The following is a 22,517-nucleotide window of genomic DNA, read 5'->3' on the forward strand; positions in this document are numbered from 1 at the left end:
CTCTATGTATGAGCGTTCATAGAGTGAGAGCACGAGCCTGCGTCGACCATGACTTCCACCCCCGATACTGCGCCGGCCCATACCGCCAAAGACGGCAAGGGCATCCTGATCACCGAACCGGCGATGCAGCAGCTGGCGAAGCTGTGTGGCGAACAGGGTGACAACCAGGTGCTGCGCGTCGGCGTCCGCTCCGGGGGCTGCAGCGGCATGAGCTACACGATGGATTTCGTGCCCGCCTCAGACACCCTCGACGACGACGAGACCTACGAGTACATGGCCGCGGATGGCCAGAACTTCCGGGTGATCTGCGATCCGAAAAGCCTGCTCTACATCTACGGAATGCAGCTGGACTTCAGCACAGCCCTGATTGGTGGCGGCTTCAACTTCACCAACCCCAACGCCAGCCAGACCTGTGGCTGCGGCAGTTCCTTTGCGGTGTGAGCGAAGCCACGTGGGACTCTGAGAAGAGATCACTGCCCTCTCCCTGTTGATGGAGACTTCCCAGGACAGCCTGTTTGAGCAGGCGATGGCCCGTTACCAGAGCGGCGCTGCTGCCGATGAGGTGCTGCCTGATTTCGCCCGCATCGTCGAAGCCGCCCCGCGCCAGTCGGCAGGGTGGACCTGTCTCGCCTGGCTGCAGCTGCTCTGCGATCAGCCGGAGGAAGCGCTGCGATCAGCACGCTTCGCCGTGAAGCTCAACGGCCAGGACCCCCAGGCCAGGATCAATTTGAGCCTGGCGTTGCTGGAGACGCAATCCAAGGGCGTGCGGGACCACATCCAGGTGGTGCAGCAAGTGATGACCCTTGCCCCGGAGGTGTCCAGCGAACTCAAGGCCTCAATCGCCGATGGCCTCGAGCGCAAACCAGGCTGGAAGGCTCTCGAGAAAGTGAAAGCCTGGCTTGAGCTCTGAGTTCAACCGCCTGCTCGTCCAGAACCCGGATGCGCCCTCTGCCTGCATGACAGCCACCTCGACCATCAGCCGACTGCCGTCCCAGCGCACGAACGGCATTCCGGATCCGAGCACCTGGATGTGGTGAGAGAGAACCCTTCAATGGCACGCATCCTTCTGCTGAGCAATGGCCACGGCGAAGACCTCTCCGGCGCCCTGCTAGCCCAAAACCTTCAGCAGCAAGGGCACAGCGTGCAGGCGCTCCCCCTGGCGGGACTCGGCAGCGCCTACCGCAAGGCCGACGTGCCGCTGCTGGGACGCAGCCATGAATTCAGCACCGGCGGCATCGGCTACACCAGCCTTCAGGGTCGCCTGACAGAACTGCTGCAGGGGCAGGTGCTGTATCTGCTCAGACGCCTGATTCGTCTGCTGCGTCATCGGCAGCGCTTTGATCTGATCCTGGTGGTGGGGGATGTGATTCCCGTGATCGCTGCATGGCTCAGTCACCGCCCCGTTGCGACCTACCTAGTGGCCTATTCCAGCCACTACGAAGGGCAGCTGCGCCTGCCCTGGCCCTGCGCCGCTCTGCTGAAAAGCAAACGGTTTAAAGCCGTGTACAGCCGCGATCAACGCACCGCTGAGGATCTCAGTCACCAACTGCATCGGCCGGTGACCTTCCTGGGCAATCCGTTCATGGATTCAGTGCTGACAGGGGCAGCCATAGCGACAGCCAGCGGTCAGCGCATCGGTCTGCTGCCCGGCAGCCGCCGACCGGAACTGGAGCAGAACCTGCAGCTGCTGCTGCAGCTGATGGAGCTGCTGCCCACCACACCACCCTGCAGCGTGGATCTGGCCTTGGTGCCCAGTCTGGATGACGTCAGCCTGCAGCGACTGAGCAACAGGGTCGGCTGGCGGTTGACGAATGGCGAGCTGCATCGCGATGGATCCGTGTCGATCAACGTGCGCCGCGGGGCGTTCAATGCCGTGCTGCAGAACAGCGATCTGATGATCGGTATGGCGGGCACCGCCATCGAGCAGGCCGTTGGACTGGCCAAACCGGTGCTGCAGGTGTTAGGCCAGGGGCCGCAATTCACCGCGGCGTTCGCAGAAGCCCAGCGGCGCCTGCTGGGCCCCACCGTGTTCTGCGCCTCCGGGGAGAGCGGCAGCCGTGAGGCCCTCAAGGCCTCAGCAGAGTTGGCCTTGGCGCTGCTGGATCGCTTCCGAAGGGATCCAGGCTTCCAGCAGCAATGCCGAGTGGAAGCAAAACGACGCCTTGGAGAGGCGGGTGGAGGCCCGAGAATGGCGGCAGCCATCAGTGCACTGCTGCCATGAGTGCCCCTTCAGAACCGGCCTGGAAACGCTGGCTGGACCGCCTGCTGATGGTGAACGTGCTGCTTGTGTTTGTCGGAGCGGGGGTCTTTGCGGTTGCGGTGGTGCGCCAAAGCCAAGGAGATGACTGGCTCATGGACCGGGTTCAGGTGCTGTGGCAACCCCTATTCGCACCGGCCATCAGCCTGCTAATCATGGCGGCCCTGGTGAGCGGCATCTTCAGCTGGTGGCAGCGGCGAGTGCTGAAGCCAGATCGGGGTAACGGAAGCTGAAGTTCATGGTGTCCAGCCGCTCCGAAGCGACCTGCTGACCCTCCAGCACCACCTTGGCGCCATCCCCCAGAAGCACCTGGAGCACCGGTCCAGGGACCGGCAGCAGGCTGGGGCGTCCCAGGCTGCGTCCCAGCTGCTTGCTGAAGGCCGCCATCGACACCGGCTCGGGAGCAACGGCATTGATCACGCCACTCCAGCTCTCGTCCGTGAGGGATTGAAGGATCAGAGCGCAAAGGTCACTGCGGTGGATCCAACTCATCCACTGCCGGCCACTGCCGATCGGACCGCCAAAACCCGTACGAAACACCGGAAGCATTTTTCCGAGCGCGCCGCCGTCGGCGGCCAGCACGATGCCGATCCGCAGGGTGACCTGCCGCACCGAAGAGGGAACTGCCGCGGCAGCCGCCTCCCAGCGCTGACACAAACTGGCGAGAAAGTCGTTGCCGGGTTTGCTCGATTCGAGAAAACGCTGCTCCAGGCTGGAGCCGTAGAAACCGATCGCCGAAGCGTTCACCAGCACCTTCGGCGGGGTTGAACAGGCCTCGATCGCCTTCACCAGCTGCGAGGTCGTCTGCAGACGGCTGGTCTCCAGCAACTGCCGGTGAGCTGGGGTCCAACGCTTCTCAGCAATCGGTTCCCCCGCCAGGTTGACCACCGCATCGGCCTGGTTCAGAGCTTCCAGAAGCCCAGCATCGGCCCAGGTGCTGCTGCTGGAGGGGTCGAGCTGCATCCAGATCAGTCGCCCATCCGCCCGTTCAGTGTTGTAACCACGGGCCAGCCGACGGCTGACCACGGTGAGCTGATGGCCGGCCTGGAGCAGGAGCGGCAGAAGCTCACGGCCAACGAAACCAGTGCAGCCGAACAGCAGCAGACGCATGAAAGCGAGGGTGGGGCGGCTGGGAGGCTAAGGGGTTCGTAGGCGATTGGTTTTAGCCTGGGGCCATCACCATTTCTTGTCATGGCCGAATCCGACGCCGCTGCTCCCGCCAAGGCCAAGCCTGCTGCGCTGCGGAAAGGTGCTTTGGTCAGGGTGAACAAGGCCGCCTACAGCGCCAGCCTTGAAGCGGCTGCCAGCGACCCCACGGCACCCGCATACATCTTTGAAGGCCCCGGTGAGCTGCTGCTGGTCAAGGGGGAGTACGGCCAGGTGCGTTGGAATCGCCCGGTACCCGATGTGTGGCTACGGATGGATCAGCTGGAAGCCTGCTCCTGATCCTGCTCTTGATTCGAGGGGGTCTCCAGCGCCTCCTCCACGGCTGTGACGGCCGCAGGAACTGACGTCATGGCGGCGGGGATGCGCCAAACGGCACCCGACAGGACCCCGCTGAGATCCCCCAAGGCCACGAGCACTGGGTTCGAGACGGTAGACCCGTCTGCAGCTGCTGCGGCCTGCCAGGGTTTCCAGCCCGCCAGGTTGACCACGCTGCGGTAAGCCGCTGGCCAGGGGTTATCGGGCAACAGGCGTTGCAAGGCCTCGAACTGCTCTGAAGCCTGCGCCGGTCGGTTCTCAAGCACCGCCAGCAGCGCCAGGGTCCAGCGCGGTGGAATCGCCTGGGGATCCTGGGCCAATGCCTCCAGGGCCTCTGAGCGCACCGGGTCTCGATAGCTGAAATGGCCATCGAGCATGTGCTCCTGCCCGACCGCTGCGAACACTGGATCCAGCCCCACCGGCCCAGCGGCCAGCCCGGCGGCGAGGCTGGGGAAGCGATCCGCAAAGGATGGTTCTGCAATCGGGTGGGTCAAGCGGCGGCGCCAGAGGGAATAACTGCCCCCCCTGGGACGCTGAAACTGATCCACCAGCTCGAACACACCGCTGCTGCGCACGGCTTGATCCAAGCGCCGTGCAGCCTTGCGCACCGATCCCTGGTTCCCTTCCGCCAACACCACCCATTCCGCCCGCTCCAACACAGGCTCACGGTCACGGCGGCTGCCACCCAGCTGGCGTCCAACGGTTTGCCCCCCCCGGCGACGGCCGTAGAAGCTGACGTTGTGCTGGTTGAGATCAGAGGTACTGGGCACCACGATCAAGGTGGCGGGAGGGCTGCTGGGGTCTGCACCTCCAGCAGCCTCCACCAGAGCCTCCACCGGGCCGCGGGGACGATCTTCAAAACGATGCAGCTGATGGGCCCAGCCCGCGGGCACACAGGCCAGCAGCCCTGCCCCAAACAGAGGCCATACCAACGCTGAGCGTCTGGCCTGCAACCAATGCCCCCACTGCCACCAACCCCGGGCCAGCAGCAACAGCAGAGCGGGAAGCAGGGGAGCGATGTAGCGATCGCCTTTGTTGGGGCTCAGGGTGGTGAGCACCCAGGCCGCCACAAGATTGATGACGAGCCAGCGCCAAGACCAGGCGTGATCGGTTGAAACCTGCTGGCGCTGCCAGCACCAGAGCAGCACCCCCGACAGACCAACCAACAGCAGCACACCGCCCAGCTGCTCCGGCAACAGGCGCGGATACCACAGCCAACTGGCCAGGCTGAGCACGCCGGGATCCCCTTCCCGGGCAGCCGACTCGAACACCGCCCGGTTGGTACCGCCGAGGCTGGTGATCCAGTTGTGCCGCAACCAGGGGCCAACGAGCGCAGCCGTGAGGAAGGGCAAGAGCAGGGCCTGACGCAACCAAGGTCCACGCCGGCGAATCGCCATCCCGGCGGCCCAGAAACCGGCGGGCACAAGCACCAGCAAGGCGCTCTGCTTCACCAGCACCGCCGCCAGAGCCGCCACGGTGCATCCCCAGGCCTGCCCCCAGTGGCCACCGGTCTGGGGGTCGCACCAGACCCCGAGACGCCAGATCGCCAGACTGCAACTGGCCACAAGGGCCATCTCAAGCACGTAATCCGTTCGCAAATCCAGGAAGGCCGGCGTCAATGCCGCCAAAAGGCAGGCGATCAGGGCCAAGCCCTCCCCCTGCAGCCGTCTCCCCCAGCCCGCCATCACGACAAGGAGCAGACCATGCCAAAGGCTGAGACTCCAGGCCGCCTGCTCCGGGGCATCGCCACTCAACGCCATCACAGTGCCGTTCACCAATGAGGCCAAGGGCGGAATCTTCGGGGAGAGATCCAGCAATGCCTGCCACCCCTGCCAACCGCCACCCGGCAGCAATCCCAAAGCGCGGCCGTGGTCCATGGCGCTGTTGAGGTAGTCAGCCTGATCCCAGGCAGGGACACCGGTCTGCAGGGTCCACCAGAGCCGATCCACCAGGGTTGACAGCACCCAGATCAGGCCAACCCAGGCCCAAAAACGCCAGCGCTGTTTCACACGATCTCCAACCGACGCCGTTCATCCTGGAGCCGCTTGCGTCGCTGCTTGGCCTCGCGCAGCATCTCGCGACCATCGTGGAGGTAACCATCCACGTAGCCCATGGTGTAGCGCTCCAGCTCTGCCAGAGCGTCCTCCACTTCTGAGAGGCAGTGATACAGGCTGAGGCCGAAGCCACGGGCCGAGGCCGGCGTGGGCAATGACTGGAACAGTTGTTTGACCTTGTCCATCCGGCGTCCGCTCGCCTCGAGATAGCTGCAGAACGCCTCCATCAGCTCGTCGTCATAGGGATCAGCCGACAGTGCTTTGAGTTGCTTGGGGAAAGGATTGATCACCTCCCCGAGCATGCGATCGATCGGGGCGTAGACCCGCCGCAGCCACTCCACCAGCGCATCGTCGGCCGCTACAGAGCGCTCGTGGGCACGGCTGGCGCGGCGCAGATCCGCCGGAGATGCGGCACGCCCCGGCTGGGGCCGCGTGCGATCAAAGGCCTTACGGCGCTCGGCATCGCCAAGCACTTCCCAGGCGGCATTGAGGGCCAGCATCTGCTGATCGTCGCCGCCGGCATCGGGATGGTGCTGCTTCACCAGCTGGCGATAGGCAGCTTTGATCTCAGCGTTGCTGGCGGTGCTGCTGACGCCAAGCACGGCATAGGGGTCGCTCACAGCTGGCCATCCCTCCGGGCGGGAAGCTGCGAAGCAGCACTGAACATCGGTGTTGAGAGATATCTCTCGCCATAACTAGCCAGCATCACCACCAGCCGTTTGCCAGCCATGGCGGGATCCTGGCCAACGCGGAGGGCCGCTGCCATGGCTGCTCCACTGCTGATGCCGTAGAGCAGACCTTCCTCCCGGGCCAGTCGTCGTCCCACCTGCATCGCCTCCTCATCGCTCACCGTGAGGATCGAATCAATCCGATCCAGTTCCAACACCGCAGGAACAAAGCCGGCCCCGATCCCCTGAATGCGATGGGCACCTGGAGGCTTCCCAGACAGCACGGCACTGGCCTCGGGCTCGACGGCAATCACCTGGAGCTGCGGCTGACGCTCTTTCAGCAGCCGGGCACAGCCGGTGATCGTGCCACCGGTCCCCACCCCTGCCACAAAGGCATCGATCTGGCCCTCCGTATCGCGCCAAATCTCCTCGGCCGTGGTGCGTTCATGCACGGCTGGATTGGCGGGGTTGTCGAACTGCTGGAGCAGATAAGCGTTAGGGATCTCCGCCACCAACTCCTTGGCCAGGGCAATCGCCCCATTCATGCCCTGGGCACCGTCGGTGAGCTGCAGCTCAGCGCCATAGGCCCGCAGCATCGCCCGTCGCTCGGTGCTCATCGTGTCCGGCATGGTGAGAATCAGCCGGTACCCCCGGGCCGCCGCCACCATGGCCAGGGCGATACCGGTGTTGCCGCTGGTGGGTTCCACCAGCACCGTTTGTCCGGGAACGATCGTGCCGGCCTGCTCCGCCTCCAACACCATGGCGCTGGCGATGCGGTCTTTGACCGAGGCCGAGGGATTGAAGCTCTCCAATTTGGCCAGGATCTCGGCCTGGCAGCCACAAGCCTGAGGCAGGCGGTTCAAGCGCACCAGGGGCGTGCCGCCGATCAGGGCCGTGATATCAGGCGCAATGCTCATGGGTGCAGCTTGCCCGCGGAACAACCATAAAAAAAAGCCCTCCGCAGGGGAGGGCTTGATGTGTGTGTGTGAGGAAAGTTGTTCTGTTGGCCCAACGAAAGTCAGGCCAAGAGATCAGAACTTGAAGGTGGTCTGAACCAGGCCACCGAAGACGCCGAGGGACTTGTAGTCGCCGTTGACGTTCTGGGTGTTGTCACCGTAGGGACGGCTGAGCCAGTAGATGGCTGGGGTGATCTGGATGTTGTCGGTGACCTGGAAGCTGTACCAGAGCTCCATGGCATAACCGGCATCGGCCACGTCACCACGTTCGACTTCATAGACGAACTGGGGCTGACCCACGGCATAACCGAGGGCGTTGCCTTCGAGGAAGACGTCGTTCCAGGTCAGACCCACCATCCAGCTGGCCATGGCCCGCTTGTTGGTGTTGTCGTCCCAGTCGTCGTTGCCATTGAGGTACGACTTACCAACACCAGCGCTGATGGAAGGCATCCAACCGGAATCTTCCGGACGCCAGAAGCCGTGGAAGGACCAGCTGTGGCTATCGGCGTTGCTGCGGTCGTCAGCGTCACCAACGGTGCAAGGGGTGCCGAACTTGTCGCCAACGGCGTACTCCGTACCGGTGCGGAACTTGGCGCCGCACTGCCCGTAGCGGTAACCGGCAGCAAAGCCCCACTGCTTGTTGCCATAGGCAATCTGAGAGGTGATGTTGCCTTCGGAGTTGTCGGTCATGAAGCCACCCGTGTTGGGGTTGCTGTCATTGGCCTCACCGGCATCAGCAACGTAGTTAGCAGCGACGGTGACGTAGGGGTTGCCCTTCTCCACTTGCTTCTTGTTGCTGTAGATGGCACCGAAGCCACCGCCGCCCTCCTTGTTCCACACACCGGGGGTACCCATGGAGCCCCCGAAGAAGTCGAGAATCTTGGTACCGCCCTTGGCGTATGCCGTGGCCTTGTAGCCCATCATGTCCGTGTTCTGGGTCAGAGGACCGACCTGGACAGTGAAGCTGTCGCCGACGGGGAAGCGGTAGTACATACGATCAATTCTGACGTTGTTGCCACCAGGGCCCGCTATATCGAGTTTGTTCATGCTGACGCCGTTGCCACCCCAAACGTTGGAGGTACCGATGTTTCCAGCGCGCAGGCGGGTGTAGAGCAGATCCTTACCGCTGAAGGAGGTCTTCAGGCCAAGACGCAGGTCGTAGCTGAAGGAGAAGCCGCCGTACTCAGCGTTGTAAGCAGCGCGTGCACCCTTCTCGCCACCGGTGTTGTAGTTGTCGCCTTTGGCGCGCGTCGCACCAGCCAACCATGCGGTTTGAGCGCTGAGCTTGGTGGTGGTGGAGAACTGGGTTGCTTCCAGTTCGCCAACACGGGCCTCGAGGCCGTCAACGCGACCCTTGAGGATGGCCAGCTCGGTTTCGAATTCCTTGAGCAGGCGACGCAGCTCGTCGGTCACTTCAGTGATCCGGTCGAGGCAAGCGTTCAGCAGGGCAGCCGCTTCGTAGCGGGTCATGGCCCGGTTGCCACGGAAGCTGCCGTTGGGGTAGCCGGCCACGCAGCCGTACTGCTCCACCAGGTTCGCCAGAGCCTGATAAGCCCAGTCGGTGGGATAGACGTCGGAGAATTGGGTGACGCTGGTCACCTGATCAAGGCTGTTGCCACTGGATGTGGCCGCGTAATCAGAAACGCCGTTGATGTTCAGCTCAGTGGCATTTGCTGCTGGGCTGTTGACAACAGCCAGAGGGGCCAGAAGGCCAAGGGCGGCAGGAGCCACCAACAGTTTATGAACAAGCTTCATAAGTACCCTTCAACGCTCATACTTCTAGGCAAATACACTCAAAAAGCAAATCCTTCAATTGTTTTTTTTACAAGACCAAAGGAAATTCAACAAACACGCCAACGCGAAGCCAAGGCCACCGACAAAATCATTTTCGGAACAGGGGCGGCCCAAAACCAAACAGCAGCGTCCTCAACAACACCAACCATCTCGCAGACCACGAACCAGCTGAAGAGGGAATACATCGAGACAGCAGAACGTCGTCAAGCAACTTTCACCCCAGCAACAAGAAAGCCCTCCGCACGGGAGGGCTTGGGAGATGTGTGTGTGAGGAAGGTTGTTCTGAAGGCCCAACCGAAGTCAGGCCAAGAGATCAGAACTTGAAGGTGGTCTGAACCAGGCCACCGAAGACGCCGAGGGACTTGTAGTCGCCATTGACGTTCTGGGTTTCGTCACCGAAAGGACGGCTGAGCCAGTAGATGGCTGGGGTGATCTGGATGTTGTCGGTGACCTGGAAGCTGTACCAGAGCTCCATGGCGTAACCGCCATCAGCCACAAAGCCATCCTCGACGTCGTAAACGAACTGGGGCTGACCCACGGCATAACCCAGAGCATTGCCTTCAAGAAGGACATCGTTCCAGGTGAGGCCCACCATCCAGCTGGCCATACCGCGCTTGTTGGTGACGTCATCCCAATCGCTATTGCCGCTCAGGAAGGACTTACCAAAACCGGCGCTGATGGAAGGCATCCAACCAGAATCTTCGGGACGCCAGAAGCCATGCAGCGAGACGCTGTTGCTTTGCGCACCGGAGCGATCCATGATGTCTTCACCATCAGCATCGGTCCCAGTGGCGACGCTGCAAGGGGTGCCGAACTTGTCGCCAACGGCGTACTCCGTACCGGTGCGGAACTTGGCGCCGCACTGGCCGTAGCGATAACCGGCGGCAAAGCCCCACTGCTTGTTGCCATAGGCAATCTGAGTGGTGATGTTGCCTTCGGAGTTGTCGGTCATGAAGCCACCCGTGTTGGGGTTGCTGTCATTGGCCTCACCGGAGTCGGCAACGTAGTTAGCAGCCACGGTGAAGTAGGGGTTGCCCTTCTCCACTTGCTTCTTGTTGGTGTAGATGGCACCGAAACCACCACCGGTCTCCTTGTTCCAGACGCCGGGGGTACCCAGGGAACCACCGAAGAAGTCGAGAATCTTGGTACCGCCCTTGGCATAAGCCGTGGCCTTGTAGCCCATCATCTCGGTGTTCCGGGTCAGAGGACCGACCTGGACAGTGAAGCTGTCGCCGACGGGGAAGCGGTAGTAAATACGATCAACTTCGACGATGTTGCCGCCGGGGGCAGCCGTGTCGAGTTTGTTCAGGCTGACGCCGTTGCCGTCCCACACGCTGGTGTCGCCCATGTTGCCCGCGCGCAGGCGGGTGTAGAGCAGATCTTTACCAGAGAAGGAGGTCTTCAGGCCAAGACGCAGGTCGTAGCTGAAGGAGAAAGCGCCGTACTCAGCGTTGTAGGCAGCACGGGCACCCTTCTCGCCACCGGTGTTGTAGTTATCACCTTTGGCGCGCGTCGCACCAGCCACCCAGACGGTTTTGGCTTTCAGCTTGGTGGTGGTGGAGAACTGGGTTGCTTCCAGTTCGCCAACACGGGCCTCGAGGCCGTCAACGCGACCCTTGAGGATGGCCAGCTCGGTTTCGAATTCCTTGAGCAGGCGACGCAGCTCGTCGGTCACTTCAGTGATCCGGTCGAGGCAAGCGTTCAGCAGGGCAGCCGCTTCGTAGCGGGTCATGGCCCGGTTGCCACGGAAGGTGCCGTTGGGGTAGCCAGCCACACAGCCGTACTGCTCCACCAGGTTCGCCAGAGCCTGATAGGCCCAGTCGGTGGGGTAGACGTCGGAGAATTGGGTGACGCTGGTCACCTGATCAGCGGAAGAGGCGTAATCAGAAACGCCGTTGATGTTCAGCTCGGCGGCATTTGCGCCACTGGCCAGAAGGCCAAGGGCAGCAGGAGCCACCAGCAGTTGCTGGAAAAGCTTCATGGGGGTTCTCACACCAAGAGAAAGGCGCCGGCAAGACATGCCAGCGGCCTCACGCTATGGGTACGTCCTCCCTTTGGGGATAAGGCCAACTCAAGAGTTGTTTAGGTGTCGGTTAAGACCATCCACCAACCGCGTCATGCACAAAAAAGCTCCCCACCGAAGTGGAGAGCTGAAATTTCTGAAATGGTTGAGGCCCCATAAAGGAGCCTCGAAACCAATGATCAGAACTTGAACTGTGTCTTGATCAGACCGCTCATGGCGTTCATGCCATTGGAGTCCTGAGAAGGGAAGGGCTTGCTCAGGTAGGTGATGGCAGGGGTCACGGAGATGTTGTCGGTGACCTGGAACTTGTAGAAGAATTCCCAGGCGTAGCCGGCACCATCTTCGACAGCGTCGCCATCAACGTCGGCGACAAAGGTGGGTTGACCAACAGCCATACCGAAGGAGTTGCCTTCCAGGAAGACGTCATCCCACTCGAGGCCCACGTACCAGGACGCGGAGTAGCCGTCGGCGTTGTTGCCGTCGAACCAGGTCTTGCCAGCACCAGCACTGATGGAAGGAATCCAGCCGGAATCTTCAGGAGTCCACCAGGCACTCAGGCCAACGGAGTTGGTCTGACTACCAATCCCAGAAGCGATAGCAGCTTGAGGGTTGGCATTGCCGATGTAGAGCTTCTCGCTGTTGCCGGAAGCCTTGGTGTAGCCAGCAGCAACACCCCAGTTCTCAGGCGCATAGGCGATCTGAGTGGTGGCAGAGAAATCGGCGCCATCGGTACCGATGCCACCCGTGTTCGGGTCGCTCAGGTTGCCGTTTTTGGAGAGGTAGCTGGTGGAGATGCTGAAATCATCAGACTTCCAGTACACACCAGCACCAGCGCCGAGGGCCAGGTTGTAGACACCAGGCGCACCTGCGTAGGTGAAGAAGTCGTACGTCATGGCAGACGGATAGGCACTAGGCCACACCGGCAGCATGTCGTCCATACGAACCATCGGGCCACCAACCACGGTGAAGTTCTCACCGATGGGGAAGCTGTACCACATACGGTTGACCTTGACAGCGTTGTCAGAGTCGAAGCCGTACTCCTGAGCGAACAGGCCATAGGTGCCTGCGCCGCCGTAGACGTTGTTCATGTTGCCCGCACGAAGACGGGTATAGAGCAAGTCCTTACCGGTGAAGCTGGTCTCCAGGTTCAGCGCCAGGTTGTAGCTGAAGGAAGTACCACCAGCTTCGGCTGCGAAAGCATCGCTGCGCTTGCCGTGAGCTTTGGCAGCACCGAAGACCCAGTCAGCTTTACCTTTGAGCTTGGTGGTGGTGGAGAACTGGGTTGCTTCCAGTTCGCCAACACGGGCCTCGAGGCCGTCAACGCGACCCTTGAGGATGGCCAGCTCGGTTTCGAATTCCTTGAGCAGGCGACGCAGCTCGTCGGTCACTTCAGTGATCCGGTCGAGGCAGGCGTTCAGCAGGGCAGCCGCTTCGTAGCGGGTCATGGCCCGGTTGCCACGGAAGGTGCCGTTGGGGTAGCCGGCCACGCAGCCGTACTGCTCCACCAGGTTCGCCAGAGCCTGATAGGCCCAGTCAGTGGGGTAGACGTCGGAGAACTGGGTGACGCTGGTCACCTGATCAGCGGAAGCCGCGTAATCAGAAACGCCGTTGATGTTCAGCTCGGCGGCATTAGCGCCACTGGCCAGAAGGCCAAGGGCGGCAGGAGCCACCAGCAGTTGCTGGAAAAGCTTCATTGAATTCCTCACACAGGAAATAGGCGCAACTACGCCATTTCCAGATTGTGAGAGGCAGCCATCGAACATCCAAGTCGACTTGTGCCGGTCTTTACATCGACATGTATCAACAACGACTGTTTGGGCCGAGCAGAGGGCTCCTAAAAACGATGCCCCCGCCCGGTAAACCGGGCGGGGGCTCTCGCCGGGTCCGCTTTTGCCGCGGAACCGGATGATCAGTCAGAAGGCGCCGTTCAGCCGGCGTTCTCCGCGATCAGCAGACCCTGAATCAAACAACTGGAAATCATGGACACCTCCTCCTGAAGGATTGTGAATGCCGGCCACGCCTTCGGAATTGTGTTCGCTTCCCGAAGGAAGCATTCACCACTCCACGTCGCTGCATCCTGAACACCCGGACCATACTCAGTTTTTGATGCGATGAGGAGCACCCATGCGCTCCGGCTCAGCTCCTGACCCAGCCCCCTGGATCGCATTGATTGGTCTCGGCTTTATCGCTGCAGTTCTGGCTCTGATTGGCCTCGGAGATCTCCCCCTGCGGGACTTCGATGAGGCCACCGTGGCCAGGGTGGCCCTCGAACTTCGCCACGAACTCGGTGAAGCCCCGTTGCTGCCCACCCTCTGGGGCGCGCCGTACCTCAACAAGGCACCAGGACTGCACAGCCTGATCGCACTGGTGATCGGCGCGACGACGCAGCCCAACCAGCTCCCCTCGGAGTGGACCATCAGGCTGGCGCCGGCCTTGCTGTCTTGCTTGGTAGTCCCCCTCGGAGGTTGGCTGCAATGGACGCTGCGGCCGGGAGATCGCTCCAGCGCCATCGCTACCAGCGTGATCCTGCTATCGCTGCTCCCAGTGGCTCGGCACGGACGCCTGGCCATGCTGGATGGCACTCAGCTGACGGCCATGGCTCTGCTGTGGTTGGCCTTGCTGCAACTCAACCAACGCCGATGGAGCGGCCTCTGGGGCATGGTGGCCGGCCTGATGGCCAGCGCGATGCTGCTGCTCAAGGCACCCCTGCTGGTGCCCTCGGCCGTGGCCGCCGGCCTGGCGCTGGTCTGGGGCCAGGAATGGAAAGCCTGGAACAACCGTGCCACGGCTTGCACTGGGATCATGCTGGGCCTGGCACCGGGAATGGGCTGGCATCTGTGGCATGCCCACATCCGGGGGGCCGAGGCGCTCTGGCTCTGGGGTGGTGATGGCGCAGGGCGGGTTCTGCTGGATGCCGGCGAAGGCAGTGATCTGGGGTGGCGAGTCCCCGTGATCGAAATCGTGGAAGGGGGCTGGCCCTGGTTGCCCCTGGTGCCCTTTGCCCTGATCTGGGCCTGGCGGTGGCGCCAGAGCCGCTGGGGACGATGGTCACTGGCCAGCCTGCTCACCCTGGCCGGGGCAATTCTGCCGCTACGCACCCAGCTTCCCTGGTACAGCCACCCGCTCTGGCTGCCGATCGCCCTCCTCTGCGCGCCGCTGCTGGTCTGGCTGGTAGAGCGACCCTCCTCGTCTTCAGTTTCACCGGACAGCCCAAGGCCACCCTGCCGCTGGCTGCTGTTGCAGCTTCCATCGTTTTGGTGCGGACTCGGCCTGCTGCTCCTGCTGCTGTGGCTGAGCAGTTTCAGCAGCATCGGCAGCAGCCTTGCGCCCTATCGCGGACTAGCGGCCGTACTGGGCTTCGGCTGGTGTGCCGGCGGATGGTGGCTGCGATCCGCCTCTCCGGGTCAACGGCGCCTTGGGGTGATCAGCCTGGCCTGCGGCAATGTGGCGGCTCTGGCTCTGCTGTTTCACTCCCCACTGTGGTTGTGGGAACTCAACGAAACCTGGCCCGTGCGACCCGTTGCGGCCTTAGCCCGAGACAACTCTGGGCCTGAGTTAACTCTGAAGGGCTACGACGAACGTCCCAGCCTGAACTGGTACGCCGAACAACGTATCCAGCGTTTCAAAGGTGGCAGGAGTCGGCGTCTCAGCGACAAACCTCAGGAGAACTGCATCATCGAGGGGCAAACGGAGCAATGGAGCCTGGCCGACTGTCGGTAGCCTGAGCCCGACTGGAGCGCACTGTGTCGTCCACCGCGGAACGTGAAGGACAGACAAGCCACAGCGGCCTGTCCATCGTGCTGCCCACTTTCAACGAAGGCGGGTCGATCCGCCAAGTGATCGAATCACTCTTGCGGCTGGGGACCGATCATCCGCTCGAAATCCTGGTCGTCGATGACGATTCCCGGGACGGGACCCCTGATCTGGTGCGCAGTCTGGCCCGTCAGGACCCCAGGATCCGGATCATTCAGCGGGTGGGACGCTCCGGACTCGCCAGCGCCATCAAAGAAGGACTCATCGCAGCCCTCTATTCCACCGCCGTGGTGATGGACAGCGATGGCCAGCACGAGCCCAGTTCCGTTGGGGAGGCAGTGCGACTGCTTGAACGCGACGACCTGGACTTGGTCGCGGGGAGCCGATTCCTAGACCACTCCGAAATTCGCGGCCTCAGTGATCGACGCACCGATGGTTCCACCCTCGCCAACCGTCTGGCCCGTTGGAGTCTTCCAAAGTCCTATCGGCACCTGACCGATTGCATGAGCGGTTTCATGGTGCTGCGGCTCAACAGCTGTCTACCACTGGTGCGCCAGGTGGACGTCAACGGCTTCAAATTCTTCTACGAGCTCCTGGCGATCAGCAGCGGCCGCCTGCAGGTGGGTGAAATCCCCCTGAGCTTTCAGCCGCGTTTGCATGGCAACTCCAAGCTCGACCTCGCCATCCTCTGGGACTTCCTGGTGTCCCTGATTCACACCGCAACCCTGCGGCTGCTGCCGCGGCGGGCGATCAGCTTCGGGCTTGTTGGCGCCTCGGGTGTGGTGGTTCAGCTGATGTCCACCGCTCTGCTGATGGGCCTGCTCAACCTCTCGTTTCAGCAGGCTCTGCCAGTGGCCGTGATCACAGCAGCAAGCTCGAACTATCTGGTGAACAACGCTCTCACTTTTCGCGATCGGCGTCAGAGCGGACGGCAACTGATTCGGGGGTTGCTGAAGTTCCTGCTGGTGGCCTCCCTGCCGGCACTTGCCAACGTCGGCCTGGCCACCAGTTTCTACACCCTGATCCAGGCCCATGCGCTCTGGGCCCAATTAGCGGGCATTGTTGTCGTCTACGTCTGGAACTATGCGGCTTCATCCCGCTTTGTCTGGAATAGCCCCTAGGCCGGCCTGGCTGCCCATCGGCCTGGGAAGCCTGCTGAGGCTGGTGCAGATCTGGATGCCGGTGCTCGGCATTCACAGCTGGCGGCAGGCCGACACGGCAGCCATGGCTAGGCATTTCAGCCAGGCGGGCACACCGATCTGGCTACCTCAGATCGACTGGAGTGGGGCCAGTGCCGGCTTTGTGGAGTCGGAATTTCCCATCTACCCCTTTCTGGTGAGCCGCCTCTACACCCTGATGGGCGTGCAGGAATGGCTGGGTCGCGGTCTGTCGGTGCTCTGCAGCGGGCTGACCATCTGGCTGGTGATGCGACTCGGCCGGCGTTGGTTTAGCCCCGAATCCGGTTGGTGGGCTGGCCTGGCTTTTGCCATCGCACCCTTGGGGGTGTATTTCGGGCGCGCCTTCCAAGCCGAAGCCCTGCTGCTGCTCTGTGCCGCAGGGGCCCTGGAAAGCCTGAGCCTTTGGCGTGAACAACGATTGCCATGGGCTCTAGCGCTGAGCTGGCTTTGCTTCACCACAGCGGGCTTGATCAAGGTGATTCCCCTGCTCTGGCTGGGACTGCCCCTGCTGATGGTGCAACTCAGCACCAACCCCCAGAACCATGCCACCCCTTGGAAAACCCTGCTCAATCGCTTGATGCGACTGCTAAGGCATCCAGGATTTTGGTTTTACATCAGCACCAGCCTTGGGGCGATCGCCGGCTGGTACTGGCATGCCCATCAACTGGGACAAGCCAGTGGGCTGAGCTTTGGGTTCTGGGGGTCGGGAGCCGATCGCAGCAGCCTCAGTCTTCTGTTGGACCTCAACGGTTGGATCAACCTTCTGCTGCGGATTGGCCTGCGTCTCCTGGCACTGGTGGGAGTGCCCTTCCTGCTGCTCGGCCTCAGGGCGAGCTGGCGCAGCGGAGGCGGACAGATCGCCATCAGCGGACTGCTGGGCGTTCTGCTCTGCACAATCGCCACCATGCGCTCAAGCACGATTCATGAGTATTACCAGCTGCCGCTGCTTCTGTTCAGCTCTCCGCTCATCGGCCTCGGCTGGCAGAACTGGAAACAACATCGCCCCCGCTGGCAACGTCGGCTGTTGCTCAGCCTTGCCCTGGTGGTGAGTCTCACGGTGCTCTCGCTGGATTACTGGGCCGTGGAGCATCGGCAACGTCAGGCATGGATGCCCCTAGCCCTCACCATCCGCAGGGATCTGCCGATCGACGCACGGATCGTGAGTGTCACCAGCACCGATCCAACCTTGCTCAACCTGGCCCGCCGTCAGGGCTGGCTGATCTCCAGCAAGCAACTCACACCGGAGCGGATCCAGCGCTGGAAGAAGGCCGGAGCCAGCCATCTCGCCGGCAGCTTCATGTGGGACAAGACCTACCGGCCGATGCCGGAGCAGCGGCAACGAATTCTGCGGGAGATGGTGGATGCAAGCCCTGGCGCCTGGGTGGACCCGCGCAGCCAGACCTACCTGATTCCGATTGATGAGCTCCACCCCCAGGGCTAAATCCCAACCATCGCTCCCCCCTAGCTGCCCCCAGTTGCTGGTGGTCTTGAGTGCAGGCCTGGGCCTGCTGCTCTGGGGTGTTGCGGCGGCGCGGCATGGCCTGCTCCAAAGCAATGCGTACGACCTCGGACTGTTCGACCAATGGGCCTGGCTGATCGGATCTGGAGCCGCACCGATTTCCTCGATGGAGCAGGTGCATGTGCTGGCCGACCACGGAGCTTGGATGCTGTATTTGGCCGGGGGGGCCTATCGGATGTTGCCCAGCCTGCATTGGCTCTTGGGCAGTCAGGCCCTGGCCCTGAGCTTCACAGCGCTGCCGATCTGGTGGCTGGCGGAACAGGCTGGGTTATCGCGACGACGCTGCTGGCTGGCTTGCAGCCTCTGGTGGTTGCAGCCGGTGGTGTTCAACGCCGCTTTGTTTGATTTCCATCCCGAAACCTGGGTGATGCCCGCCTTTGCTCTGGCGCTCTGGGCCGAACGCGAAGGCCGCCCCCGGCTCTGGTTGGCACTGCTGCTGCTGCTGCTCGGCTGCCGCGATGGCCTTGTGCTGATCACATCCGGCATGGCCATCGATCTTGCCTGGCGCCGGCGTTGGCGCTGGAGCCTTGCGGCGGGCGGCCTAAGCATTGGATGGCTGCTCATCCTCAGCCGTTGGCTCTATCCACTGCTGCGGAACGGCGAAGGGCCCAAAGCCGCATCACGCATGTTCAGCCATTTAGGTGGCGATCCAACCACCGTTCTCAGTGGCCTCGATTGGAGCGGTGGTGCGGAATACCTGCTGCTGCTCTGCCTGCCCTGCATCTGGCTGTGGCGTCGGGGCTCCGTCAGCACATTGCTGATCGGGCTGCCCTTGGTGCTGGTGAATCTGCTCTCTGCGGCCGCCAGCTATCGGACTCTGGTGCATCACTACAGCCTGCCCCTTGCGGTGGTGGCCGTGGCGGCCTGCATCGATGGTCTGCAGCAGCAACACCAACCCCAGCGGACGTTTCCCTGGATGCTGTGCTGGGCTGTGGCCTGCTGGCTCGTGCTGGCCAAGCCCTGGTTCTTCACCGGGCCCTACCTGGCCCGACTGCCCCAGCTGCAGGCCGTTCACGAGGCCAAGGTCCTGATCCAACAAGAGGACGCGGTGCTCACAACCAGCTATCTGGTACCGCAGCTCAGCCAGCGCACCACCATCAGCTTCCCCAAGAAAAAGCAGAGCATGCCCCACGACGCTGCGGCCTGGAACGTGCTGCTGCTCAATCCCAGTGACCCGGGCTGGGGATCGAGCCGAAAGGTTCAAAAAAGCTTGCTTACTCAAGCCAGGGACAGGAACTGGACCTGTCGGAGCTGGCCATCGGGCCTGGAGCTGTGTCGAGCCCCTGCCGCTGCAAAACAACAGCCCCGCCATGGCAATGCACCAAGCGATAGTCACCCGTCTCCTTGAGCTGCCGCAGTTCCCGCTTAATGCGCTGCTGTTTGTTGCGCGAACCCTTGAACACCTCAGCCAACGGCGTGTAGTAACCGGGCAGGGCGACAACCCAGTCCACCGGTTGAACGCGTCCCTGGCGATCGCGGTAGTGAACATGCCGAGGGAAACGAATCACCGCCTCCCGCTGTGCCAACAACGGCAGCACAGGCGTATCCGCAGAAACGCTGGCATTAGCTGGAATCAGAGCCACAGCCTGTGAAGCCGCCTCGCGGCGGTCCAGCATTTGCTGCGGTGACACATAGGCCCAAGGGGAAAAACTGTCGGGGATCACGGCCGAAAAGGTGCGATGCGGGTTAGCCACCAGCGTGAGCACAAGGCCAAGGGACAGGGCCCCGGTCCAACAGCGACGCAGCCACAACTTCGACCAGACCTCCGGATGCCGTTGCCACCAGAGCACAGCACCGAGATAGAGCCCGGGTACCAGGGCAAGCACGTAGCGCAGCGTCACCGACAACGCCGATCGCCCCTGGGAGAGCAACGCAATCAGCAACGGAGCCAACATCAGCAAAGCCGCATCCACCGAGAGCAGGGGCACCAACACGAGCGGCAGGCTCAACGCCAGCACAAAGCCGAGGGTTGCTCCCGGCGGCGACACCAAGGCGTCCAGCAAGGCCAGGGGCTGGCGCAGCATCGCCCAAAGCACAGCAACGGTTCCCCCCGACGGATCGTCCACCAGATGGCCGAACTTCTCCTTCAGAAAGCGATCCGACAAGGAGGAGTCCACCATCGGTTGAATCCATCCGGTGACCAACACAACCCACGCAAAGGAAACGAGCATCAGCAGGGCGCCGGTGATGCGTTGACCGGGACGACGGACCAAGGCCCAAAGCCCGAGTGAAAACAGCAACAAACCACTGTCTTCTCGCACCAACAGCAACAAGGCACCAAACAGCCACACCCGCCAACGGCAGCCATCGAGCAGGCCTCCCACCACCAGGAACGCCAACAAAGGCAACCAAACCAGATCGTGAAAGTTCTCGAGGGCCGGACCAATCACCGCGCCACTGAGGAAGTAAGCCAGCGTGATCCGCTCCGCCAAGGGGCGCGGCAGTCGCGAGTCGGCCAATCTCCACAACACGAGCCCCGCAGCGGCGAGAAGCCCCACCTGAAGCAAAGGAAGCGCCCACATTCCGAACACAGCCACCAGGGGGGCCATGAGCACGGTGAGGACGTTGGCGTGCTGCCCCAAGTGCAAGTAATCGATGGACGGAAGGCCATCGCCGACCACCACCGCTCCGGACAACACGGATGAAAGGCTGCTTTCAAAAGGTCGCCCCTGAGCGGTGGCCCAGAGTTCCTGCAGAAACAGGGCTTGGTCATAGGTCGCGCTGAGGCTGAAGAGCCTCCAGGCCTGCAACGCAAAGCAGATCAGGGCAAACAGGCCCGCCATCGCGAACACGTTGCGTGGCCACCGTGTCGTGGAAGGCGCATCAATGCCGCTGGGTCGACGCATGCAGCCGTCCTGGATGGATTTTGGGCAGGTTACGGAGCGTCCTGCACGGGGCCAAGCAGCACCCGCGTCCGCAGCAGCAAGAGATAGATCGACGCGTACAGCACCAGCTCACCCCACTCCTGATCCCGGTTGAGGATCACGTCGGAAAAGGTCCGCGTGGCAATGAAGAACGCCAGTGCAGAAACCGCCAGGAACAACGGCCAGCTGTAGGAAGCGGGGGTGAGGGCCCTGGCCACGGCCGCCATCGGCTCCGAACACTGTTTGGTTAGAGCTCGCATCCAGCGAGGCGCCAAAACCACAACAGCCAAAACCCCAAGGGTCGCGAAGAACGTGCCGACATCCAGTCGATCCTGAAACCAACCGATGTTGTGCAGGGTCGTCTCGTTCTGGGCATTGATTTCGTTCAACAAGGGCGGAGTCCGCCAACTGAAGATCACCTGACCCCAGGCGAGTTCCTCCATCAAGACCAGGGCCAGGCATCCGGCACCGATCTGGAACAGGTGCCCGGGTCGGCGTTCCTCCAGACGTGCATTCAAATCAGTGCCGATCAGCCAGGCCGCTCGGGTGGCGAGCACCAGGACAAGCACTTGGCTCCACTCGACCAGCCCCCCTTCGCCAAACACCAGATTTTTGTAGGCATCACGATCCGCCGAGCCGGTCTTCAGCGCCACCACAAGCAAAACCACAAGAGCCAGGAGCCCCCAGACCGCGCGGGAACGCCCTTGATGAGCCAAGGGATCGGCAACCGACAGCAACCGCAGTAACCACTTGGAGCGGGCAGCCCAGATCGCCATGGCCGTAGTCACCCCCGCTAAGACACCCCAACCGAGATCCAGGGAAGATCCGCCAGACGCAGTGCTCACCAGTTGCACCACCACCGTCAGTAGAGACGCTGCCGCAATCACCACAAACAATCTGGTAAGAGCGGTCTTGAGGCCGCGACCCCGTGTGTAGATCACTGCCACCAACCCGTCTCTTGCGCGAAGCGCAGGTTAAGCAGAGGTTTAGAACCGAAGAGCGGGGCCGTTGTTCGTCCTCCGCACCATCCAATCGTGACTCAGCAATCCAAAGCAGCAGACCACAGCCAAGAAGGGATCATGCCCCTCACTCCCAGGTCTGTTCGCAACCTGCTGCTGGCCATCACCGCAGGGTTTCTGGTGGCCCACTGCGTCGTTCAAGTGGGCATTTATGGCTTCGGGGCCGAGAAGCATTGGCTCGACAGCCTCAACATGGACCGGGAGCTCAACCTGCCCACCCTGTTCAGCAGCTCGCTGTTGCTGATATCAGCACTGTTGATGCAGCGACTGGGTCACAACAGCAACCCCGACGCAGCAGATGACTGGCGTTTGCTGTCGAAGATTTTCATCTTTCTGGCGCTCGATGAAGCACTGCAGATTCACGAGATCCTGATCATTCCAGGGCTACGACACCAGGTGCACCCCGCCCTGGCATCCACCTGGGTGGTGCCCTACGCCGCCCTCGCCCTCATCATGCTCTGGACATTTCGAAGCTTTCTCGGGTCGATCCCCAGAGCAACGGCAACAGGGTTGCTGCGTTCAGGCGCCGTCTATGTGGGCGGAGCCATTGGCATGGAGATGATCGGCAGCTTTGCTGTTCGATCGAGTCTGATCCGCCTGCATAGCCCCTGGTATGGCGCCATCACAGGCCTCGAAGAAGCACTGGAACTGGTTGGGATCATTCTTCTTATCCATGCGCTGATGCTTGCACTGCTGGCCCAACAGGACAGCGTCGACATCACTCTTCGTTTGACTGCCACTCAAGACGACCAATAAACCAAAAAAAACCGCCCTGTTGGGCGGTTGATGGAAACAATCTTCTTGCGATCAGAGGGCGTTGCCGCGGGGCAGAACCTCTTCAGGGAAGACGAAGTTTTCGTGCGGCTGGTCAGCCGGTGCCATCCAGGCACGCAGACCTTCATTCAGAAGGATGTTCTTGGTGTAGAAGGTCTCAAATTCGGGATCTTCTG

20 protein-coding genes and 2 pseudogenes are annotated in these 22,517 nt (G+C 62.1%); 11 read left to right on the top strand and 11 right to left on the bottom strand.

Going from position 1 to position 22,517, the window contains the following annotated elements; all coding sequences use genetic code 11:
- The first annotated feature begins 48 nt into the window (after positions 1-48).
- The 4 genes from FZX13_RS12750 (at position 49) to FZX13_RS12765 (ending at position 2,490) form a co-directional block, all read left to right on the top strand.
- Complete coding sequence (locus tag FZX13_RS12750) at positions 49-441, top strand: iron-sulfur cluster assembly accessory protein (RefSeq protein WP_226409858.1); 393 nt, start codon at positions 49-51, stop codon at positions 439-441.
- A gap of 49 nt (positions 442-490) precedes the next feature.
- Positions 491-910, top strand: a complete 420-nt coding sequence (locus tag FZX13_RS12755; protein WP_115095394.1) for a hypothetical protein — start codon at positions 491-493, stop codon at positions 908-910.
- Positions 911-1,051: 141 nt separating this feature from the next.
- The gene (locus FZX13_RS12760; RefSeq protein ID WP_226409859.1) at positions 1,052-2,221 is read left to right on the top strand and encodes a lipid-A-disaccharide synthase-related protein; all 1,170 of its coding nucleotides are present in this window, start codon (positions 1,052-1,054) and stop codon (positions 2,219-2,221) included.
- Complete coding sequence (locus tag FZX13_RS12765) at positions 2,218-2,490, top strand: hypothetical protein (RefSeq protein WP_226409860.1); 273 nt, start codon at positions 2,218-2,220, stop codon at positions 2,488-2,490. The genes FZX13_RS12760 and FZX13_RS12765 overlap by 4 nt, the downstream gene beginning before the upstream one ends.
- Here FZX13_RS12765 and FZX13_RS12770 read toward each other — a convergent pair.
- Positions 2,438-3,367, bottom strand: a complete 930-nt coding sequence (locus FZX13_RS12770) for a TIGR01777 family oxidoreductase (RefSeq protein WP_226409861.1) — start codon at positions 3,365-3,367, stop codon at positions 2,438-2,440. The two genes, FZX13_RS12765 and FZX13_RS12770, sit on opposite strands and share 53 nt — an antisense overlap.
- An 81-nt stretch (positions 3,368-3,448) precedes the next feature.
- On the opposite strand from FZX13_RS12770, the gene FZX13_RS12775 reads away from it, so the two are divergent.
- Positions 3,449-3,703, top strand: a complete 255-nt coding sequence (locus tag FZX13_RS12775; protein ID WP_115025407.1) for an NAD(P)H-quinone oxidoreductase subunit O — start codon at positions 3,449-3,451, stop codon at positions 3,701-3,703.
- On the opposite strand, the gene FZX13_RS12780 is transcribed toward FZX13_RS12775, so the two are convergent.
- The 4 genes from FZX13_RS12780 to FZX13_RS12795 all read right to left on the bottom strand — a co-directional run bounded on the left by FZX13_RS12780 (position 3,682) and on the right by FZX13_RS12795 (position 9,172).
- Positions 3,682-5,748 carry a glycosyltransferase family 39 protein gene (locus FZX13_RS12780; RefSeq protein WP_226409862.1) on the bottom strand — a complete coding sequence of 689 codons (2,067 nt, stop codon included), beginning with the start codon at positions 5,746-5,748 and terminating at the stop codon, positions 3,682-3,684. The genes FZX13_RS12775 and FZX13_RS12780 overlap by 22 nt on opposite strands.
- A complete protein-coding gene (locus tag FZX13_RS12785) occupies positions 5,745-6,413 on the bottom strand; it encodes a J domain-containing protein (protein WP_226409863.1) in 669 nt (222 codons plus the stop codon). The genes FZX13_RS12780 and FZX13_RS12785 overlap by 4 nt, the downstream gene beginning before the upstream one ends.
- Complete coding sequence (gene cysK / locus FZX13_RS12790; protein ID WP_226409864.1) at positions 6,410-7,378, bottom strand: cysteine synthase A; 969 nt, start codon at positions 7,376-7,378, stop codon at positions 6,410-6,412. Before cysK ends, FZX13_RS12785 begins: the two co-directional genes overlap by 4 nt.
- A gap of 114 nt (positions 7,379-7,492) precedes the next feature.
- Entirely contained in the window at positions 7,493-9,172 is a 1,680-nt protein-coding gene (locus tag FZX13_RS12795) for an iron uptake porin (RefSeq protein WP_226409865.1), read from the bottom strand.
- Here FZX13_RS12795 and FZX13_RS12800 point away from each other — a divergent pair.
- Positions 9,158-9,535 (top strand): hypothetical protein, encoded by a 378-nt coding sequence (locus tag FZX13_RS12800; RefSeq protein ID WP_226409866.1) that lies wholly within the window; start codon positions 9,158-9,160, stop codon positions 9,533-9,535. The two genes, FZX13_RS12795 and FZX13_RS12800, sit on opposite strands and share 15 nt — an antisense overlap.
- Here FZX13_RS12800 and FZX13_RS12805 read toward each other — a convergent pair.
- From FZX13_RS12805 to FZX13_RS12815, 3 genes are all read right to left on the bottom strand, one after another.
- Complete coding sequence (locus FZX13_RS12805; protein ID WP_226409867.1) at positions 9,525-11,192, bottom strand: iron uptake porin; 1,668 nt, start codon at positions 11,190-11,192, stop codon at positions 9,525-9,527. The two genes, FZX13_RS12800 and FZX13_RS12805, sit on opposite strands and share 11 nt — an antisense overlap.
- A 221-nt stretch (positions 11,193-11,413) precedes the next feature.
- Positions 11,414-12,928 carry an iron uptake porin gene (locus FZX13_RS12810; protein WP_226409868.1) on the bottom strand — a complete coding sequence of 505 codons (1,515 nt, stop codon included), beginning with the start codon at positions 12,926-12,928 and terminating at the stop codon, positions 11,414-11,416.
- A gap of 219 nt (positions 12,929-13,147) precedes the next feature.
- Complete coding sequence (locus FZX13_RS12815; protein WP_226409869.1) at positions 13,148-13,288, bottom strand: hypothetical protein; 141 nt, start codon at positions 13,286-13,288, stop codon at positions 13,148-13,150.
- 70 nt (positions 13,289-13,358) lie between these two features.
- Here FZX13_RS12815 and FZX13_RS12820 point away from each other — a divergent pair, with 70 nt between their 5' ends.
- The 4 genes from FZX13_RS12820 to FZX13_RS12835 are packed head-to-tail and all read left to right on the top strand — an operon-like array spanning position 13,359 to position 19,032.
- Positions 13,359-14,954, top strand: coding sequence for a glycosyltransferase family 39 protein (locus FZX13_RS12820; RefSeq protein WP_226409870.1), 1,596 nt, complete (start codon positions 13,359-13,361; stop codon positions 14,952-14,954).
- Between the two features lie 23 nt (positions 14,955-14,977).
- Positions 14,978-16,108 carry a glycosyltransferase family 2 protein gene (locus tag FZX13_RS12825; RefSeq protein WP_226409871.1) on the top strand — a complete coding sequence of 377 codons (1,131 nt, stop codon included), beginning with the start codon at positions 14,978-14,980 and terminating at the stop codon, positions 16,106-16,108.
- A complete protein-coding gene (locus tag FZX13_RS12830; RefSeq protein ID WP_226409872.1) occupies positions 16,071-17,606 on the top strand; it encodes a glycosyltransferase family 39 protein in 1,536 nt (511 codons plus the stop codon). Before FZX13_RS12825 ends, FZX13_RS12830 begins: the two co-directional genes overlap by 38 nt.
- Positions 17,584-19,032 (top strand): DUF2079 domain-containing protein, encoded by a 1,449-nt coding sequence (locus FZX13_RS12835; RefSeq protein WP_226409873.1) that lies wholly within the window; start codon positions 17,584-17,586, stop codon positions 19,030-19,032. Before FZX13_RS12830 ends, FZX13_RS12835 begins: the two co-directional genes overlap by 23 nt.
- 7 nt (positions 19,033-19,039) lie before the next feature.
- Here the strand turns inward: FZX13_RS12835 and FZX13_RS12840 are convergent.
- Positions 19,040-20,530: pseudogene (locus tag FZX13_RS12840) on the bottom strand (DUF2079 domain-containing protein); the annotation flags it as partial.
- 29 nt (positions 20,531-20,559) lie between these two features.
- Entirely contained in the window at positions 20,560-21,495 is a 936-nt protein-coding gene (locus tag FZX13_RS12845; RefSeq protein ID WP_226409874.1) for a hypothetical protein, read from the bottom strand.
- Positions 21,496-21,627: 132 nt separating this feature from the next.
- Here FZX13_RS12845 and FZX13_RS12850 point away from each other — a divergent pair, with 132 nt between their 5' ends.
- Positions 21,628-22,323, top strand: a complete 696-nt coding sequence (locus tag FZX13_RS12850) for a hypothetical protein (protein WP_226409875.1) — start codon at positions 21,628-21,630, stop codon at positions 22,321-22,323.
- A 51-nt stretch (positions 22,324-22,374) separates the two neighbouring features.
- Here FZX13_RS12850 and FZX13_RS12855 read toward each other — a convergent pair.
- Positions 22,375-22,517, bottom strand: a pseudogene (locus FZX13_RS12855) (photosystem II D2 protein (photosystem q(a) protein)); the annotation flags it as partial.

This window comes from Synechococcus sp. MU1625 (genome assembly GCF_020514205.1).
Taxonomy (GTDB): Bacteria; Cyanobacteriota; Cyanobacteriia; order PCC-6307; family Cyanobiaceae; genus Parasynechococcus.

Bases quoted from the DNA above. Each gene is read 5' to 3' on its own strand.
- FZX13_RS12750 (WP_226409858.1), top strand. From the start codon at position 49: ATGACTTCCACCCCCGATACTGCGCCGGCCCATACCGCCAAAGACGGC.
- FZX13_RS12755 (WP_115095394.1), top strand. From the start codon at position 491: ATGGAGACTTCCCAGGACAGCCTGTTTGAGCAGGCGATGGCCCGTTAC.
- FZX13_RS12760 (WP_226409859.1), top strand. From the start codon at position 1,052: ATGGCACGCATCCTTCTGCTGAGCAATGGCCACGGCGAAGACCTCTCC.
- FZX13_RS12765 (WP_226409860.1), top strand. From the start codon at position 2,218: ATGAGTGCCCCTTCAGAACCGGCCTGGAAACGCTGGCTGGACCGCCTG.
- FZX13_RS12770 (WP_226409861.1), bottom strand. From the start codon at position 3,367: ATGCGTCTGCTGCTGTTCGGCTGCACTGGTTTCGTTGGCCGTGAGCTT.
- FZX13_RS12775 (WP_115025407.1), top strand. From the start codon at position 3,449: ATGGCCGAATCCGACGCCGCTGCTCCCGCCAAGGCCAAGCCTGCTGCG.
- cysK (WP_226409864.1), bottom strand. From the start codon at position 7,378: ATGAGCATTGCGCCTGATATCACGGCCCTGATCGGCGGCACGCCCCTG.
- FZX13_RS12800 (WP_226409866.1), top strand. From the start codon at position 9,158: ATGAACAAGCTTCATAAGTACCCTTCAACGCTCATACTTCTAGGCAAA.
- FZX13_RS12795 (WP_226409865.1), bottom strand. From the start codon at position 9,172: ATGAAGCTTGTTCATAAACTGTTGGTGGCTCCTGCCGCCCTTGGCCTT.
- FZX13_RS12805 (WP_226409867.1), bottom strand. From the start codon at position 11,192: ATGAAGCTTTTCCAGCAACTGCTGGTGGCTCCTGCTGCCCTTGGCCTT.
- FZX13_RS12810 (WP_226409868.1), bottom strand. From the start codon at position 12,928: ATGAAGCTTTTCCAGCAACTGCTGGTGGCTCCTGCCGCCCTTGGCCTT.
- FZX13_RS12815 (WP_226409869.1), bottom strand. From the start codon at position 13,288: ATGCTTCCTTCGGGAAGCGAACACAATTCCGAAGGCGTGGCCGGCATT.
- FZX13_RS12820 (WP_226409870.1), top strand. From the start codon at position 13,359: ATGCGCTCCGGCTCAGCTCCTGACCCAGCCCCCTGGATCGCATTGATT.
- FZX13_RS12830 (WP_226409872.1), top strand. From the start codon at position 16,071: ATGCGGCTTCATCCCGCTTTGTCTGGAATAGCCCCTAGGCCGGCCTGG.
- FZX13_RS12835 (WP_226409873.1), top strand. From the start codon at position 17,584: ATGAGCTCCACCCCCAGGGCTAAATCCCAACCATCGCTCCCCCCTAGC.
- FZX13_RS12850 (WP_226409875.1), top strand. From the start codon at position 21,628: ATGCCCCTCACTCCCAGGTCTGTTCGCAACCTGCTGCTGGCCATCACC.